This is a genomic window from Chitinibacter sp. ZOR0017 (assembly GCF_000799095.1).
Taxonomy (GTDB): Bacteria; Pseudomonadota; Gammaproteobacteria; order Burkholderiales; family Chitinibacteraceae; genus Chitinibacter; species Chitinibacter tainanensis.
On sequence record NZ_JTLG01000045.1, the window covers coordinates 283,183 to 299,370 of the forward strand.

A 16,188-nucleotide genomic window follows, 5' to 3' on the forward strand; every position below is an offset into this window, starting at 1 on the left:
GCGGCGGGTTTTAAGGAAAATGCAAAGTAATCGCCAAACCGGGCTCACCGCGTTGCAATTGCAAATGCCCACCGTGTAATTCGGCAATCGCCTTCACCAGCGCCAAGCCCAAGCCATGGCCGCCTTGTTCGCTGGTATCTTGTCGGCTGGCTTCGGTTTTGTAGAACGGCTCGCACAGGCGGGCCAACTCAGCCTCACTCACGCCAGGGCCAAAATCGCGCACGCAAATCCAGCGCTCGCCAACTTGCAATTCGATATCGCTTTGCGCATAGCGCAGCGCATTCTCGATTAGATTACTCAGCGCAGCAAACACCAGCTCACGATCTACCGCCACCAGCACCGGCTGTGGCTGCACCAAACTGATGGTTAGGCCAGCATCTTCGAGCAAAGGTTGATAGAGCTCCACCACATCACCGGCCAGCACGGCCAGATCGCTGCGCTCGGCATGGAGCGCTTGTGCGCCCGACTCAATCCGCCCTAAGCGCAAAATGGCCGAAAACAGCGCCTGAATCTGCTCGAGTTGCGCCAGCGCCGCGTCTTTGATCGCCAGATCCGCCGGTTGGACCTCGCTTAACTCTAATAATTTGCCGCGCAACAAAGACAATGGCTGGCGTAAATCATGGGCAATTGCGGCCGAGGTTTGCCGCGAATACGCGAGTAATTTTTCTTGCTGATCGAGCAGGGCATTTAGTTCTTTAATCACCCCCTCCAGCTCATCATCGCTACCAGAAAGGGGAATCCGCGAGCCTTGCTGGCCAATACGGATGGCCTGCGCAGTTTGCCGAATGGTCGCCAAGCGGCGGCGAATCAGGCGGGACAGCGTGAGCCCGGCGATGATGGAGGCGGCAAACATCAGCACCCCCAACCATAAATAATTCAAAATCAGATGATTGCCGACCTGCTCATAAATCGCCCGCCGCCCCACAAGGAGCCGGTAGTCACCGTACAGCAGAAACACCTCTGCCGCGATGGTTTCACCGCTGGCAGGGTCCTCAAACACCGCCGAGCTCTCATCTTTCACCAACACATGCCGTGGCCAGTGATGCAAATTGCCGGCCACGTATTGGCCTTGCGCCGTGGTGAGTAAATACACGCGCTGCGAGCCACGCTGGCTGGCGCGCAAATTGATGGCAGTTTGCAGCGCTTTAAAACCCTGCTCGCGATAGATCAGCTCCAATACCGTGACTTCTTCCCGCAGGGCCGTATGAAACTCACCCAATAGCGCCTGTTGCGTTTCGCGAAAAGCCAACGCACCAAAGCCGGTAATGACCACACTCATCACTAAGGGCAGGACAATTGCCCAGCGCGTAAATGGATTACGCAGCGCCCGCGGCCAGCGCGCAGGGCTCATTGCTCGGCCAAGCGGTAGCCCGCCCCACGCACGGTATGCAATAAGGGCTTGGGAAACTCACCATCGATCTTGCCGCGCAATTTACTGATATGCACATCGATCACATTGGTGTTCGGGTCAAAATGGTAATGCCAGACGGCTTCGAGCAGCATGGTGCGCGTCACGACCTGGCCCGCATGCCGCATCAGATATTCCAGCAGCTGATATTCGCGCGGCTGCAGATCGATGCTGCGCCCAGCCCGAGTCACAGTGCGCGAGAGCCGATCCAGCTCTAAATCGGCCAGCACCAGTTTATTGCTATCGGCAGTATTGTTTTGCTGTACGCGGCGGGTAATCACTTCAAGTCGCGCCAGAAGCTCAGCGCTGTGAAACGGTTTGGCCAGATAATCATCGGCCCCCGCCCGCAAACCATCTACTCGCTCATCGGGCTCGCCCATCGCCGACAGCAATAACACCGGTGTTTGTATTTTGGAAGCGCGCAGCGTGCGCAAAATGGTCAAGCCATCCACATGCGGCAACATGCGATCAAGCACAATGGCGTCGTAGCTTTCGGTGGTGGCTTGGAACATCCCTTCACGCCCATCGGCCGCATGCGTGACGGTATGGCCGCCTTCCTGCAAAGCTTTTTGGGTGTATTGCGCCTGCTGCAGCTGATCTTCGACCAAAAGAATACGCATGGCTTTCACCGACATTGTCATGGGTTAGCGCTTATTGTTACTGCGCCCGTGGCCAGATTCAAGCCCACGCGCAGGCAAGCTGGGTAATTGCCGGTTGGCATTGGCAGGAATCGGGCGAATATCGCGAATGATGCAACTATTCTTTAGCCCCACTAATAAGGGCTGATGGGCCTGAATATGCCCTTGCACCAGTTGCACTTGCAGCTCTTTATTCGGCCAGGCTGGGCAATCGTTCGACATGGTTAAACGCCACGCTTCTTCAGTGCCAAGCCATAAATCAATCTGCTGTGCACTGATCACCCGCCAATACATTTTTTCCGCGGGGCGTAGCTGCTCACGCGGGGGTGGTACTGGGCTACTGCTACCCAGCGCCAACCAGAAGAGGGTGCTAATCATCATGGGAAACCCCCAGATAAAAAAAGCCTTGCTGCGCTAGCAGCAAGGCAAGTTTCGGGGAGGAAGACACTCGAGCCGAATTACTTCACTGCAGAAGCTTTAGAAGCTACATTTGATGCTTTTTTAGCTTGAGCTTTTTGTGCAGCTGAGGCTTTAGAAGCGTGCGATGCTTTCTTAGCTTGAGCTTGTTGCGCTACTGAAGCTTTAGAAGCGTGATGTGCTTTTTTAGCCTGGGCTTTCTGTGCGGCTGAAGCTTTAGAAGCGTGTGATGCTTTTTTAGCTTGGGCTTTTTGCGCAGCTGAAGCTTTAGAAGCGTGCGATGCTTTCTTAGCTTGAGCTTGTTGAGCTACTGAAGCTTTAGAAGCGTGATGTGCTTTTTTAGCTTGAGCTTTTTGTGCTGTTGAAGCTTTAGAAGCGTGTGATGCTTTCTTAGCTTGTGCTTGCTGCACTACTGATGCTTTAGAAGCATGGTGAGCTTTGTGTTTTGCTGGGGCAGATGCAGCAAATGCAGCCGTGCCAAAGCCCGCCAGGGCCACAGCCAGAACCAGATGTTTCAGTGCTTTCATGATGAGCTCCAATTTAATTCAGTAAAGTGTGTTGCATGTCCAGGTTAGCTACCCGAGCGTTATCGAGTAGATGGCTGCATTATGCGCACCCTGAGATTGCAAGGAGCTGAAGCGGGCATTAAGGAATATTTAGGTTTATTGGCTATGTAACACCGAAATCAACGCCACTTATAGCAAAGGCGGGTGAGTAGATACTCAATCCACACTCACCTGAACCAACTGATTTGCTTGCGGGGGAGCCTCAAACGCTTGGGCAAAAGTAAACGCATGCGCTGTTGGGCCATTTAGCGCCAAAAGTGCGAGTGCCGCTCTGGCCTCAGTCAAGCTCGGCCGATGGCCCGCCGGCACCCACCATAGCACCTGATTGGGGCCGGGCCGGTGGCTGAACCATTGTTTGCGCTGGCGCAGCATCTGCAAATGTTCGCCGGCATACACATAGGAGCGCAAATCTTCGACCGAACGCCAGACGGATAAATTGGCGATCAGCAAAGGATCATCATCAAACGGCACATCGGTGGCATTACCACTCTCACTTTGCAAGCGCCAAACAAAGCCCGGGCTTTGCTCGGCCAATTGGTTAATGTGATCCAGCATGCTGGTAAAGCCGTGCAGGGCAGGGCTATCGAGCGGGGCAACTACGCGGCCGATATTCAGTTGTGCTAATTCCCAGGCCATCTTGTCACTCAACCAGAGGCAGTGGACGATCTAGATTCAGCCATGCTTGTACTGCCGGTCGTGACCATTGGCGTTCAATGTAATCGATCAAATGCGCCGGTAAAGGATCGCCATTTCGATGCAAACGATTCAACATCAATGACAAATCGATATCCACGATCGACCAAGAGCTAAAAATGTGAGCTTGTCCGGGTTGCAACAATTCACAGGCAATCGCAAGCAATTTATCCGCAGCCTGCTGTGCCGCCGCAGACAAAGGCGCCGGATTGGGCGCAAAGTAAATGACCTCGGTCGAACGCTCGATACGCAGCGGCAACAGATCGCTACGTAACCACGCCTGAATCTGCCGCGCTTTAGCTTTCTGCTCCAGCGATTGCGGATATAAAGCCGGGCTGGGCCATTGTTCGTCGAGTAATTCGGTAATGGCACTAGACTCCGACAAGCTAAAATCAGCCCAAGCCAATGTGGGTACTCGTCGAGTCAGCGAGCAGCGACTGAATTCAAGTCCGCACTGCTCATTCACCGCCAGATTTAATGTCTGCAATTGAAATGGCAGCTGCTTTTCCATCAAAGCCACATAGACCGATAAGGCGTAGGGGCTGGCATATTCACGATCAACATACAGTGTAGGAATACCGCTTAACATTCAAAGCTCCAAAAAGTGGCTAAGCTCAGCGGGTCCCGCCAAACTGAGCGATTAACGCGTCATACGCCGGCAGATGAATACTTTCGGCGGCAGCGGCCGCTGCCCATTCTTGCATGGCAGGGTGCTGCAGCATCGCGGTGAAATAGGGCTGTAGATCATCCGGAATGGCGATATTGTAGCCATGCAGCCGCCAGATCACCGGGGCATACATCGCATCGGCAATCGAGAAAGCGCCAAACAAAAATTCACCGCTACAGCCATGCTCGGCGGCCAGCTGCCGGGCATCACGCCAGATCGCAAACACCCGCACCAGATCTGCGCTCACCTCTGGGCTGGGCGGTACGCCTTGAGCGCGTAGCCGCACATTCATCGGTAATTGGCTCCGCAAAGCGCCAAAGCCGCTGTGCATTTCGGCGCTGATACTGCGTGCGCGGGCACGCAGCTGGCGCTCCGCCGGCCACATCTGGGTGTATAGCTCTGCAAGGTATTCACAGATTGCCATAGAGTCCCATACCCTGAAGTCACCATCGTGCAAGCAAGGCACCAGGCCATTATCCGAATAGCCGCGATGGCTGGCATTGGCGCCTTTACCACTGACATGCACCACGGTTTGGGTAAAAGGCACCTGAAAATGCTTGAGCAAAACCCACGGCCGCAGCGACCAGGAAGAATAATTCTGATGTCCGATATACAGCTGATACATCGCGCGCTCCTTAATTATTGGGGCCGGCCGGCCGGCAATAGGGCTGAACATGTAAAGGCGAGCCACTCAGGCGCAATTGCCCTGCGCCCTCCAGCAAGCACTGGCCAGCGGTCAGCTGCAAACGCTCGCCGGCCTGCACAATCCGATCTTGCCCGTTTTGGCTGAGCCAAAGTGAACCTGATTCACACAACAAATCGGCTTGAGCCCCCAGCCGGGCCACCAGCAATTCGTTTGCTTGGACGGTAAGTCGCAGATAGGTCAGCATCTTTAGCCTCGTCACATGTCATTTGCATTCACTATATCGAAAATCTACACTGCGATAACTGATGATTTCTAACCCGATTTGTGAGTTTTATTCACATGGATTCACTTCCCCCCCTGGCCGCGCTGCGCGCATTCGAGGCGGTCAGCCGCTTGGGTAGCGTGGTCAAAGCTGCCGATGCGCTGTCGGTGACGCACAGCGCGATTAGCCACCAACTGCGCACCCTGGAAGACTATCTGGGCCTGCCCCTCTTTGAGCGGCAAGGGCGCAAACTGAACTTAACCGAAGATGGCCGCCACTATGCGCTGCAGATTCGCGTGGCGCTCAATGACGTGGCCGAAGCTACCCGTGCCACCCGCGCACGCCCCAAGCCAAATGAGCTCACGATCGCGACTTTGCCGTCCTTCAGTTTGTCCTGGTTAATGCCGCGTTTGCCGGGTTTTCAACAAATCTATCCACAGTATCGGGTGAACCTGCGCGCCAGCCTGCAATTCGAAGATTTACAGACCGCGCCGGTGGATTTGGCGATCCGTATGGGTAGCGGGGAATGGGATGGCGTAAAGGCTCGCGCCCTGCTGAGCGACTATCTGGTTGTGGTGGCGGCTAGCGATGATCCGCAACAGCCACGCTCGATTGCCGAGGTGCCACAGGCCCGCATTATCGGCTCGATGGAGAAGTGGAGCAGCTGGTCGCTCGCCGCAGGGCTTGGCGACTGGACGCCCTCTTTTTCCTTGTTTTGTAACGATAATAATATTGTGCTCGATGCTATCCGCCGCCATCAGGGGATTGGCCTGATGCGGCTAACGATGGTACTGGATGAGCTACGCAGCGGGCGGCTGAATCTGGTGGGCAATGTGGTGGTTCCCCACCCCAGCCGCTTCTGGCTGGCCTGGATGCCACGGATGGATGGCAGTGCCAAATTGCACCATTTCAGTGAATGGATTTTGGCCGCAGCGGCACAGAGCGAACAGGCCATGAACGAGTACTGCCAGCAGGTATTAGCCGCCCGCTAGCCGCTACTTATCCACAGCGAGGCATACCCCGTGCGGCGTGGTGTTTTAGCCCCATTTTGGGGCAAGGCCGCGCCCACAAACTTGCTGCTGACCGCACAAAGGGCTAGGGTGAAATCTCCGGCCCAACCCTACTCGCATCATGGATTTTTTGCTGCTTACCCCATTGTGGAATTCCGAGCAAAGCTGGCGCGGTGTTTTGGCGCTGGGCCCCACGCATCAGCTGCAAAGCCTAGCGGCGGCGCTCAGCCAACAGCCATTGCCAGCCAATTTGCCCTGCTTTCTACCGCCACAGCAACCGCTATTGGCAGCCGGGGGAATGCTTGCTGCGCCCAGCGCGCTACAGGGCGGCCTGATCCGTGCCAGCCAGCTGCCAGCATTGCCACCGGGTACTTTGGGGCACGGCCCCTGGTATAGCCACGGGCAGGGCGCGAGCGGCCAGCCAGCTAAACCTGCGTTATTGGAATTAATCGGCCTGATTAGCGCCGATGCGGATACCCCCAAGCTGGAAAAAGTATTTGCCCACGCGCCGGAGCTGACTTTCCGGCTATTACGCTTAGTCAATTCCGTAGGGCTGCGAGCGCGGGTCGAGATCCAGAGTATTCGCCATGCCATCACCGTATTAGGGCGCACGCAGCTTGAGCGCTGGGTGCAAACCTTGCTCTACGCCGAGCACAGCGCCGATGGGCAAGGGATGTCGCCTTTGCTGATCGCCGCCTTGCTGCGCGCCCGCCGCTTGGCCAACTGGGCCGAACATCGCTGGCTCGATTGCCCACCCGATAGCGCGTTTTTACTGGGGATGCTATCGCTGCTGGATCAATTACTAGCGCAACCGATGGCCGAATTACTCGAGCCGCTGCCACTGAGCCCCAAATTGCGCGCCGCGTTGCTCGACGGGCAGGGCGAACTCGGGCTCGCGCTGCAACAAGTGCGGGTGATGGAAAACGCCCAGGCCGAGCAGCTCTGGGCGATTCATCCACACGATCAGGCCGAACTGTGGGTGCGCGCTGAGCTGGATGCGCTGCGCGGCGTTGCCGATCTGGCCGCACAGTGGCAAGCCTAAGCAGCACCGCTGCCGCTCGCTTGCCGCGCTACCGGCTTTGCCATATCCTGAATTTTTCCTTGCAAGGGCTGTTGTAATGTCTGCCTTTACCTTATGGATCGTGGCCACGATCGCGCTAGCGATTGGCGAGCTATTCACCACCACCTTTTACTTGCTGGCGATCGCTGCCGGCACCGCCGTGGGCGCCTTATTGGCTCACTTCGGGCTGGCGCTGGAATGGCAATTATTCGCCGCCGCCGGCAGCGCCTTGCTCAGTGTCTGGCTGCTACAACGCTGGAAAAGCCGGCAACCCGTTATTCCCGCCAGCGAGCAGGATGATGATGTTGGCCAAACCGTCACCATCGCCGAATGGCAGGGCGAGCAGCGTGCCCGCGTGCAATACCGCGGCACGCAATGGGATGCCGAGCTCGCACCGGGGCAAAGCCGCCACGATGATGCGCTGTGGATTATTGTGGCCAAACAAGGCAGCCGGCTGATCATCAGTCAGGTGTAATACCCCGGCAGGTATCTAGCCGTAGACGATCATTGATATTGCATTCAAACCTATACCCCAGGAGGGTTTACGATGGAATTTGCATTTGGTTTTCTGATCTTGGCGATAGTCTTTATCGCCAAAACATTCAAAATCGTACCGCAGCAACATGCGTGGATTATCGAGCGGCTGGGCAAATTTCACGCGGTGCTCAGCCCCGGGCTGAATTTTGTGATTCCCTTTATCGATCGCGTGGCCTACAAGCACAGCCTGAAAGAAATCCCGCTCGATGTCCCAAGCCAGGTGTGTATTACCCGCGATAACACCCAGCTGCAGGTGGATGGCATTTTGTATTTCCAGGTGCTCGACCCACGGCTGGCCTCGTATGGCACGTCTGATTATCTATTAGCCATTAGCCAGCTGGCGCAAACCACACTGCGCTCGGTGATCGGTAAGCTGGAGCTGGATAAAACCTTTGAAGAACGCGATGAAATCAACCGCGCCGTAGTCAATGCGCTGGACGAAGCCGCCACCAACTGGGGGGTAAAAGTGCTGCGCTATGAAATTAAAGACCTGACCCCACCACAATCGATTCTGCATTCGATGCAGCAGCAAATCACCGCCGAGCGCGAAAAACGCGCGCTGATCGCCAAATCGGAAGGGGTGAAACAAGAGCAGATCAATCTGGCCACCGGTCAGCGCGAAGCCGATATTCAGCGCTCGCAAGGTGAAATGCAGGCGGCGATCAATGAATCAGAGGGTGAGCGCCAGGCGCAGATCAATCGCGCCGAAGGTGAAGCCGAAGCCATCCGGCTGGTAGCCCGCGCCAATGCCGAAGCGATTGCCATTATTGCGCAAGCCATCGAGCGGCAAGGCGGGCCGGAGGCTGTGAACCTGAAAGTGGCCGAGCAATACATTGGCGCCTTTGCCAATCTCGCCAAAACCGGCAATACCATGCTGCTGCCGGCCAATGCGGCCGATGTCGCCGGCATGGTGGCCACGGCGATGAATGTGGTGCAAAAAACCAAATAAGCCAAACCTTTGCCACAAAAAAAACCCGCCAACGGCGGGTTTTTTATTGCGTGCAGCGCGCTTAGCCACGTACGCGATCCAGTACCGAAAACAATTTACTGCTGCTGTTTTCCATGCGCTTGAGGGCTTCGAGCACCTGATTTTTCTGCCCGGCTTGCCAGGCTTGCCACGCCGCATTGCCAGCCTGATGCACTTCATTGTGCGGGGTTTCAATTTCGCGATAGGCCGCATTTTTGCCGGCTTGTTTTTGCCCTTCACCATCGTAGTACCAACGGCCAAAGCGGCAATCGCGCGCATCGCTATGAATGCCGTGATGGCCAGTTTGCTCACCCGTCACCGACATATACACATTGAATTTAAACACCAGATGATCCAGCTTGCTGCTTTCGATCTGGCTAAACAGCATATTGCCGCCCACCAGCTCTTCCATTTCGCCCGACACCGTCATCAGTAATTCCATATCGCCCACCGCATCACGGCCCATTTCGCTAAAGCGGGCAGTTTGCTCGGCCATGGTGCTCATGGTGTTTTTGACTTGTTTGGTTTCTTCGCGAATCTCGCCCACCAGCTGGGTAATTTCCTTGGTGGCCGAGGCGGTCCGCTCGGCCAGCTTGCGCACTTCATCGGCCACCACGGCAAAACCACGGCCTTGCTCGCCGGCGCGGGCCGCTTCAATCGCCGCATTCAGTGCCAAGAGGTTAGTTTGGTCGGCAATCTCTTTAATCAGCTGCACAATGCCGCTAATCTGGTCAGATTGATGATCCAGCTTGTCGACTTCCGACACCGACTGCGCCGCCGTATTCGATAGCGTGGTCAGATTGTCGGAAATACTGGTAATGGCCTGACAGTTATCCGAAGACACCCGGGAGAGAGCGCTGGCGCAGCGCAGCTCTTCTTTCATGCGCTCGCTCATCGCCACCAGGCTCTCGGCCGAATTATTCAGACTATCGCCGAAAGGCTGCAGTGCTTGCAGCAGCGAAGTGAGATAGCCCCCATCGCCACTATCCTGTTTTTGCAGCACCCCGATAAAATCGTAATCGCGGTGGAGCTTTTCGTTTTCTTTTTTTAAGCTCTGGTTTTCTTGTTCCAGCTGGTGGATGCGGTCATTCAGACTGGCAATCACCTGTTTTTGGCCAAAAAACATCGGAGCCTCCTGCGCTTTCTTTTGATTGGGAAAGTATAGTTGACTCAGAACAGCCCCGCCTTGACGGAAAGACAATAGGTGCAAAATGCAGACGATTTACTTAGCCGGGCCCGGTGTATTTCGCCCCGATGCCGCCGCGTGGGGACAAGCCTTGCAAGCCGCCTGCGCTGAGCAGGGCTTGTGTGGGCTGTATCCGCTGGATCAGGCTTGCCCAGCCGATTTACACGGCCCAACCGCGGCGGCGTGGATTTTTCAGCAAAACTGCGCGCTGATCCAGCAGGCAGATGCCGTGCTCGCTGATGTGCGGGCGTTTCGCAGCCAGAGCGAGCCCGACAGCGGCACGGCGTTTGAGATTGGCTATGCCCATGCGCTGGGCAAGCCGATTTATCTGTGGCTACCTGATTTACCGGCCGGGGTAGATATGCAAACCCGCCTCGCGGGCGTCACCGATGCGCAGGGCTGGCACATCGAAAATTTTGCTGCACCGCTGAATCTGATGCTCTGGCAAGCCGCCACGGCTGTGATTTACGCCACAGACCCACAATCAGCGGTCGAAATCCTCGCTGAACGGTGCGCGTATCAGAGATAACCCCAATATGGGTACTTACAAATTCACGTAGCATCTTTTTTATTTGTAAGTACGCATCATGAAGAAATTGTTTGGCGCCTTGGTGCTCCTGGCCGCAGGCTCAGCGGGCACTTGGTTTTATCTCGCGGGCAAAAACCCGGCCGCGGTGAGTGCCGCCTCAACACCTGCCGCCAGTGCGGTGGCGCAAGCTCAATCTGGCCCACTGGTGCGCATCGCCCTCGAAGGCAAGTACCCACCGTTTGAATATCTGGATCAAAGCAATCAGCTCACCGGCTTTAACGTTGATCTGGCCAATGCCCTGTGTAAAGAGATGCAAGTGCGTTGCGAAATCTCGCGCTTTGATTTCGACCAACTGATCCCGGCGCTGAACGACAATAAAGCCGATGCGATTGTGGCCTCGTTGTCGATCACCGAAGAGCGCGAGAAGCTGGTGAATTTCAGTGAAGTGTATTCCCGCGTACCCGGCATCTACGTCGCCACCAAAAAAGCCAAGCTGATTTGGCCAGTGATTACCGCCGAACGCATCAAGGGCAGCACCGTGGGCGTAGTGGCGAAAACCACTTTTGATGATTATCTGACCCATGAACTGGATAGCAGCAAAGTCACCATCAAACGCTTCGGCAGTGCCGATGAAATGATGGCCGCGCTGGCGAATAACCAGATTCAACTGGTGTTTGATGACAGCGCAGTACTGGGTTATTTCCTGAAAGACCCAAAAAATGCCGAGCAGTTTGAGATGGTGGGCAACCGCATCGACTCAGCGCAATGGCTGGGCCGTGGCGAAGCCATCGCCCTGCGTAAAGGCGACGATGCGCTGCGTGAAAAATTCAACGTTGCCTTGCGCAAGCTGATTGATAGCGGTGAACACCAGCAGCTGGGCTATAAGTACTTCACGCTGCGTATTCTGTAATCTAGCGGTATTCTCCCCTCAGGCCTGTTTCACGTGAAACAGGCCTTTTGTTTTGTATTTGCCGGCAACAAGGGTTTACCCGCTAAAATAGCCGCAATCCTGAATCTAGAAGCGCTACAACATGTCGGATACGATTGATCTCGTCGAAGCAGAAACGCCACCGCCTACCCCGGAAACCGCCAGTGGCGGGCAAGGTGGCCGCTATATTGCCGCCCAAGTCTCTACCCAGCTGGATGATGCCGAAGCCGTTCAGCTGGGCCTGTATGCGGAAAAAAGCTATCTCGAATACGCGATGAGCGTGGTGAAAAGCCGGGCACTGCCGCAAGTAGAAGATGGCCAAAAGCCGGTGCAGCGCCGCATTTTGTACGCCATGCATGAGCTAGGGCTCACTGCCACCGCCAAGCCGATGAAATCGGCACGGATTGTCGGTGATGTGCTGGGTAAGTACCACCCTCACGGCGATCAATCTGCCTATGACGCCTTGGTGCGGATTGCGCAGGATTTTTCGGTGCGCTACCCATTGATCGACGGGCATGGCAATTTTGGCTCGCGCGATGGCGATGGTGCAGCTGCCTATCGTTATACCGAGGCGCGCCTCACGCCCGTGGCCGAGCTGCTGCTGGGTGAGCTTGATCAGGGCACGACCGATTTTATCCCCAACTACGATGGCGCGTTCAAAGAGCCTGTACTGCTGCCAGCACGGCTACCAATGCTGCTATTGAATGGCGCCTCAGGCATTGCAGTGGGTATGGCCACCGAAATGCCATCGCATAATCTGGGCGAAGTGGCCGATGCCAGCGTGGCCTTGATCCGCAACCCAAAACTCAGCGCAGCCGAGCTGATGGCCTATATTCAGGGCCCTGATTTGCCCGGTGGCGGCCAGATTATTTCTTCCAGCCGCGATATCGCCACCGCCTATGAAAATGGCCGTGGCAGCCTGAAAGTTCGCGCGCGCTGGGAAAAAGAAGAGCTCGCCCGTGGCCAGTGGCAATTGGTCATCACCGAGCTGCCGCATGGCGCTTCGAGCCAGAAAGTATTGGAAGAGATTGAAGATCTCACTAATCCGAAAGTGAAAAAGGGCAAAAAAGCCCTAACGCAAGAGCAAATCCAGACCAAGCAGCTGATACTCAGCATGCTGGATCGGGTGCGCGATGAATCAGGCCGCGATTGTGATGTTCGTTTGGTATTCGAGCCCAAATCCTCGCGGCAAAATCCCGATGAGCTGATGAATGTGCTGATGGCGCACACCAGCCTGGAAACCAGCTTATCGATCAATATGGTAACCATCGGCCGTGATGGCCGACCCGCGCAGAAAAACCTGCGCGACATCATCGCCGAGTGGGTCGATTTCCGCTTTGTGACTGTCACGCGCCGCTGCGAACACCGTCTAGGCCAAGTGAACGATCGCATCCATATTCTGGAAGGCCGCCTGCTGGTCTTGCTGAATATCGATGAAGTCATCCGCATTATCCGCAATGCCGAAGAGCCCAAAACCGAGCTGATGGCGGCGTTTAATCTGAGCGAACGGCAAGCGGAAGACATCCTGGAAATCCGCCTGCGCCAATTGGCACGGCTGGAAGGTATCAAGATCGAGCAGGAGCTGGCCAATCTGCGCAATGAAAAGGCCGAGCTGGAAAACCTGTTGTCCAACCCGCAGGCCATGCAGCGCCAAATCATCAAAGAAATCGAGCAGGATAAGAAAAAATACGCTGATCCACGCCGCACGCTAATCGAAGAAGCCGAACGCGCTTCGCTGGAAGTGGCCGTGGTGGATGAGCCATGCACGATTATTCTGTCGGAAAAAGGCTGGCTACGAGCCCGCCAAGGCCATGGGCTGGATATCCAAAATCTCAGCTTTAAAGACGGGGATAGCCTGCTAGCCGCGATCGAATGCCGGACAGTTGATCAGCTGGCACTGTTTGGCAGTGATGGCCGCGTGTATACCGTGCAAGCCTCCGTCATTCCGGGCGGCCGCGGTGATGGGGTGCCGGTAACGACCCTGGTCGAGCTGGTGGCCAAAACCAAAATTACCCAATTGATTGTTGCCCGGCCAGGTGAATGGCTGGTGATTGCCAATTCGGCCGGTTATGGTTTTGCTTGCCAGGGCGATAATCTGCTCAGCCGCCAAAAAGCGGGCAAGAGCTTTATCACACTCGAAGGCGGCGAAACCTTGCTGCGCGTAATGCCATTTACCCCAAGTGCGAACGCCATCGTCGCGTGTTTGTCCAAGGCCGGCAAACTGCATTTGTTTGCCTACAGCGAATTCAAACAGCTGGCGGGCGGCGGGCGCGGGGTGATTACCATGGCACTGGACGATAAAGACGAGCTGGCCGCGATTACGGTTTGTGATGGTGAAACATTGAAACTATCCGGCACCGGACGGGGTGGGGCGCTGAAAGAAATCGTACTCGATGCCAATGAAATGGCACCGTATATCGGCAAGCGAGCCCGTAAAGGTAAACCGATCAATTCAGGTCTGAAATTTCCGGGCTTCTAAACCATGCTGCTGCGCGTCCTACTGCTGATTGCGATTGTCTTGGCTATTTACCGCTACTGGCAATCTGTGGGGCGCCGCCGCCAGCAATATTTTTTGTATGACTATCGCTTTCCGGAAGCCGTCGCACGCAGCCTCAGTAGCCGTTATCCACAGCTGAGCGGCGAAGATTGGGCGCTGGTAGCGCAAGGCTTGCGGCAATACTTCCGGATGCAACAGCGCAGTGCAGGGCAGGCATTACTGCTGCCTTCGCGCGTGGTGGCCGATTACTGGCAAGCCTTGGCTGAGCATCCGCAGGCCTATCACGAATATTGCCAACACACGCTTGGGGCCTACCGCCCGCCACAAGCCGCAGAGCTAGCCCAGCCGGCCAATGCTTATCTGGCCACCTGGCAAGCGGCCTGTGCCGACGAAGGCCTGCGCGCTTCGCAGCAGCTACCCTTGCTGTTTACGCTGGATCAGCGCTTGGGCCTGCCCGGTGCGCGCGTCTTTCAGCCACAAGATTTTCCGGCCTAATTCGAGGTGTATCGATGTCATCCAGCCTCACTCCCGCTCTAGCGCAACTATGGCAACAACTGGGCATCGCCCCAGCGGTATTGCAAGAAAAATCCCTCTGCATTTTTGCGGAAGCCAGCGAGCTGGTGGACGTAGAAACCGCCACCGATGGACGCGTGTGGCAGCTAACCCCAGCCGCAGCCGCGGCCTGGCTGGCCATGCAAGCGGCAGCGGCGGATGCTGGTATTGAGCTGCGGATCGCCTCGGCCTATCGCGCAAGTAGCCGGCAAGTCGAGCTGATTGAGCGCAAATTAGCGCTTGGGCAAAGCATTGAAGACATCCTGCAAGTCTTGGCGCCCCCCGGCTGCAGCGAACACCACACCGGGCGGGCCATCGATATCTACAGCCCCGGCGGGCCGGTGGTGGAAGAAGCCTTTGAAGACACAGCCGCATTTGCCTGGCTGCAAGCGTATGCTGGCGAATTTGGCTTTACGCTCTCATTCCCGCGCGCAAATCCCTACGGCTATGTGTATGAGCCTTGGCACTGGTGCTATCAGCCAGCCGCCGCAGGCTAGGGGATAAACGGTACTTCAGTTCGGCCGGCACACCACGATATTGCAGGTATACACCACGTTTTTAGGGTGAATATCATGCGCTACGCCATCCATCCCATCTGGACTACCACCCAGCGGCCACAAACCTTGCGCTATGGCTTATACCAACTGAGCCCGCACGGTGAAATCGAAATTGCCCGCGCAATTCGGCTAGAAAGCATCGAAACCTTACGACAGCAGCTGATCAGCCATTGTAAAAATAAGTGATTTTTTGTAATTCAAATCTCACCCCCTACACCAGCAGACCTTTGCACCAATAGGATGGCCATCACCATACCACTGATTATTCAGTGTTATTTCTGCCACGGCGCGCGATGGTCTTTTCCTCACCCTGCGGTATGGCTGCACAGCTCATCCTGGCCTTGGCATGAATCACAGTCAGCACGTTCGCGGCCTGATCAGGGTTTTTACTTATAAAACAGCCCATTTCGAGCTTATTTTTACAGAAAATACACATTAATTTAACTTAAGCTTTCTAAATAAATTTACAGTAGTAAGTTAAATTTGAGTACACCCGCCTTCCATTAGAAAATGCTGAGACAAAAAATGACAAAAAAAGTCAGCTCCAGTCAATCTAATCAGGAAGGTATGTATGAACGCTCTCACAGTCCGGGCACTGCTTGTGCTCGGTGGCTCGCTGTTTTCCAGCTGGGCCACCGCGGCACCTTGCGCCGCCGCGTGGCAAGCCAGCAACACTTATCTGGCCGGCCAGAATGTTAGTTATCAGGGTAAAAACTATCAGGCCAAATGGTGGACGCTGGGCGAGATCCCTGCCAGCAACAGCAACACCGGCCAAGTCTGGCAAGCCTTAGGCAACTGCGACAGCACCATACCTACCCCAAGTACTACGCCACAAAGCACACCAAACAATACCCCTAGCCCAATACCTGCAACACCAACGCCAGTAGTTACGGCAACGCCAAGCCCGAAACCGGCCACCCCAACCCCCTCGGCCAGCCCAAAGCCGAGCGTGACACCAAGCCCAAGCACCACGCCAAGCACCACGCCAAGCACCACGCCAACGCCAACGCCAACGCCAACGCCAACGCCAACGCCAACGCCAACGCCAACGCCAACGCCAACGCCAAC

General features: G+C 55.8%; 20 protein-coding genes and 1 pseudogene. 11 read left to right on the forward strand and 10 right to left on the reverse strand.

Features of this window, described 5'->3' with window-relative positions:
• Positions 1–10: 10 nt before the first annotated feature.
• From L991_RS15815 to L991_RS15850, 8 genes are all read right to left on the reverse strand, one after another.
• Positions 11–1,351 carry a cell wall metabolism sensor histidine kinase WalK gene (locus tag L991_RS15815; RefSeq protein ID WP_047396938.1) on the reverse strand — a complete coding sequence of 447 codons (1,341 nt, stop codon included), beginning with the start codon at positions 1,349–1,351 and terminating at the stop codon, positions 11–13.
• Positions 1,348–2,028: a response regulator transcription factor gene (locus L991_RS15820; protein ID WP_047396999.1), complete on the reverse strand. Its 681-nt coding sequence runs from the start codon at positions 2,026–2,028 to the stop codon at positions 1,348–1,350. The genes L991_RS15815 and L991_RS15820 overlap by 4 nt, the downstream gene beginning before the upstream one ends.
• A gap of 24 nt (positions 2,029–2,052) precedes the next feature.
• Entirely contained in the window at positions 2,053–2,427 is a 375-nt protein-coding gene (locus L991_RS15825) for a hypothetical protein (RefSeq protein WP_028450641.1), read from the reverse strand.
• Between the two features lie 77 nt (positions 2,428–2,504).
• Positions 2,505–2,990, reverse strand: coding sequence for a hypothetical protein (locus tag L991_RS15830; protein ID WP_047396939.1), 486 nt, complete (start codon positions 2,988–2,990; stop codon positions 2,505–2,507).
• A 195-nt stretch (positions 2,991–3,185) separates the two neighbouring features.
• Positions 3,186–3,665 carry a DUF3291 domain-containing protein gene (locus L991_RS15835; protein ID WP_047396940.1) on the reverse strand — a complete coding sequence of 160 codons (480 nt, stop codon included), beginning with the start codon at positions 3,663–3,665 and terminating at the stop codon, positions 3,186–3,188.
• A 4-nt stretch (positions 3,666–3,669) separates the two neighbouring features.
• On the reverse strand, positions 3,670–4,311 hold the full coding sequence (gene yfcF, locus L991_RS15840; protein ID WP_047396941.1) for a glutathione transferase: 642 nt from the start codon (positions 4,309–4,311) through the stop codon (positions 3,670–3,672).
• 25 nt (positions 4,312–4,336) lie between these two features.
• Positions 4,337–5,014 (reverse strand): glutathione S-transferase family protein, encoded by a 678-nt coding sequence (locus L991_RS15845; protein WP_047396942.1) that lies wholly within the window; start codon positions 5,012–5,014, stop codon positions 4,337–4,339.
• 10 nt (positions 5,015–5,024) lie between these two features.
• Positions 5,025–5,279, reverse strand: coding sequence for a DUF2917 domain-containing protein (locus L991_RS15850; protein ID WP_028450646.1), 255 nt, complete (start codon positions 5,277–5,279; stop codon positions 5,025–5,027).
• A 95-nt stretch (positions 5,280–5,374) separates the two neighbouring features.
• Here L991_RS15850 and L991_RS15855 point away from each other — a divergent pair, with 95 nt between their 5' ends.
• From L991_RS15855 to L991_RS15870, 4 genes are all read left to right on the forward strand, one after another.
• Positions 5,375–6,289 carry a LysR substrate-binding domain-containing protein gene (locus L991_RS15855; RefSeq protein WP_047396943.1) on the forward strand — a complete coding sequence of 305 codons (915 nt, stop codon included), beginning with the start codon at positions 5,375–5,377 and terminating at the stop codon, positions 6,287–6,289.
• A gap of 139 nt (positions 6,290–6,428) precedes the next feature.
• Complete coding sequence (locus tag L991_RS16745; protein WP_052191004.1) at positions 6,429–7,349, forward strand: HDOD domain-containing protein; 921 nt, start codon at positions 6,429–6,431, stop codon at positions 7,347–7,349.
• Positions 7,350–7,425: 76 nt separating this feature from the next.
• Complete coding sequence (locus L991_RS15865; RefSeq protein WP_047396944.1) at positions 7,426–7,842, forward strand: NfeD family protein; 417 nt, start codon at positions 7,426–7,428, stop codon at positions 7,840–7,842.
• Between the two features lie 72 nt (positions 7,843–7,914).
• The gene (locus L991_RS15870) at positions 7,915–8,853 is read left to right on the forward strand and encodes an SPFH domain-containing protein (RefSeq protein ID WP_047396945.1); all 939 of its coding nucleotides are present in this window, start codon (positions 7,915–7,917) and stop codon (positions 8,851–8,853) included.
• A gap of 61 nt (positions 8,854–8,914) precedes the next feature.
• On the opposite strand, the gene L991_RS18085 is transcribed toward L991_RS15870, so the two are convergent.
• Positions 8,915–9,337 carry a CZB domain-containing protein gene (locus L991_RS18085; protein WP_373277575.1) on the reverse strand — a complete coding sequence of 141 codons (423 nt, stop codon included), beginning with the start codon at positions 9,335–9,337 and terminating at the stop codon, positions 8,915–8,917.
• Positions 9,329–9,604 (reverse strand): annotated as a pseudogene (locus L991_RS18090) (methyl-accepting chemotaxis protein); the annotation flags it as partial. The pseudogene L991_RS18090 and the gene L991_RS18085, both read right to left, overlap by 9 nt.
• Before the next feature lie 478 nt (positions 9,605–10,082).
• Between L991_RS18090 and L991_RS15880 the strand changes: the two are divergent.
• The 7 genes from L991_RS15880 to L991_RS17940 all read left to right on the forward strand — a co-directional run.
• Positions 10,083–10,586 carry a nucleoside 2-deoxyribosyltransferase gene (locus L991_RS15880; RefSeq protein ID WP_047396946.1) on the forward strand — a complete coding sequence of 168 codons (504 nt, stop codon included), beginning with the start codon at positions 10,083–10,085 and terminating at the stop codon, positions 10,584–10,586.
• Positions 10,587–10,644: 58 nt separating this feature from the next.
• Positions 10,645–11,496 carry a transporter substrate-binding domain-containing protein gene (locus tag L991_RS15885; protein WP_051259065.1) on the forward strand — a complete coding sequence of 284 codons (852 nt, stop codon included), beginning with the start codon at positions 10,645–10,647 and terminating at the stop codon, positions 11,494–11,496.
• Between the two features lie 121 nt (positions 11,497–11,617).
• Entirely contained in the window at positions 11,618–13,993 is a 2,376-nt protein-coding gene (gene parC, locus L991_RS15890) for a DNA topoisomerase IV subunit A (protein ID WP_081986731.1), read from the forward strand.
• 3 nt (positions 13,994–13,996) lie between these two features.
• Complete coding sequence (locus tag L991_RS15895) at positions 13,997–14,506, forward strand: hypothetical protein (protein WP_047396947.1); 510 nt, start codon at positions 13,997–13,999, stop codon at positions 14,504–14,506.
• A 14-nt stretch (positions 14,507–14,520) separates the two neighbouring features.
• Complete coding sequence (locus L991_RS15900) at positions 14,521–15,060, forward strand: D-alanyl-D-alanine carboxypeptidase family protein (protein ID WP_047396948.1); 540 nt, start codon at positions 14,521–14,523, stop codon at positions 15,058–15,060.
• 75 nt (positions 15,061–15,135) lie between these two features.
• Entirely contained in the window at positions 15,136–15,306 is a 171-nt protein-coding gene (locus L991_RS17400) for a hypothetical protein (protein WP_156129111.1), read from the forward strand.
• 385 nt (positions 15,307–15,691) lie between these two features.
• On the forward strand, positions 15,692–16,188 hold a 497-nt coding region (locus L991_RS17940), incomplete at its 3' end, for a carbohydrate-binding protein (RefSeq protein ID WP_374749712.1).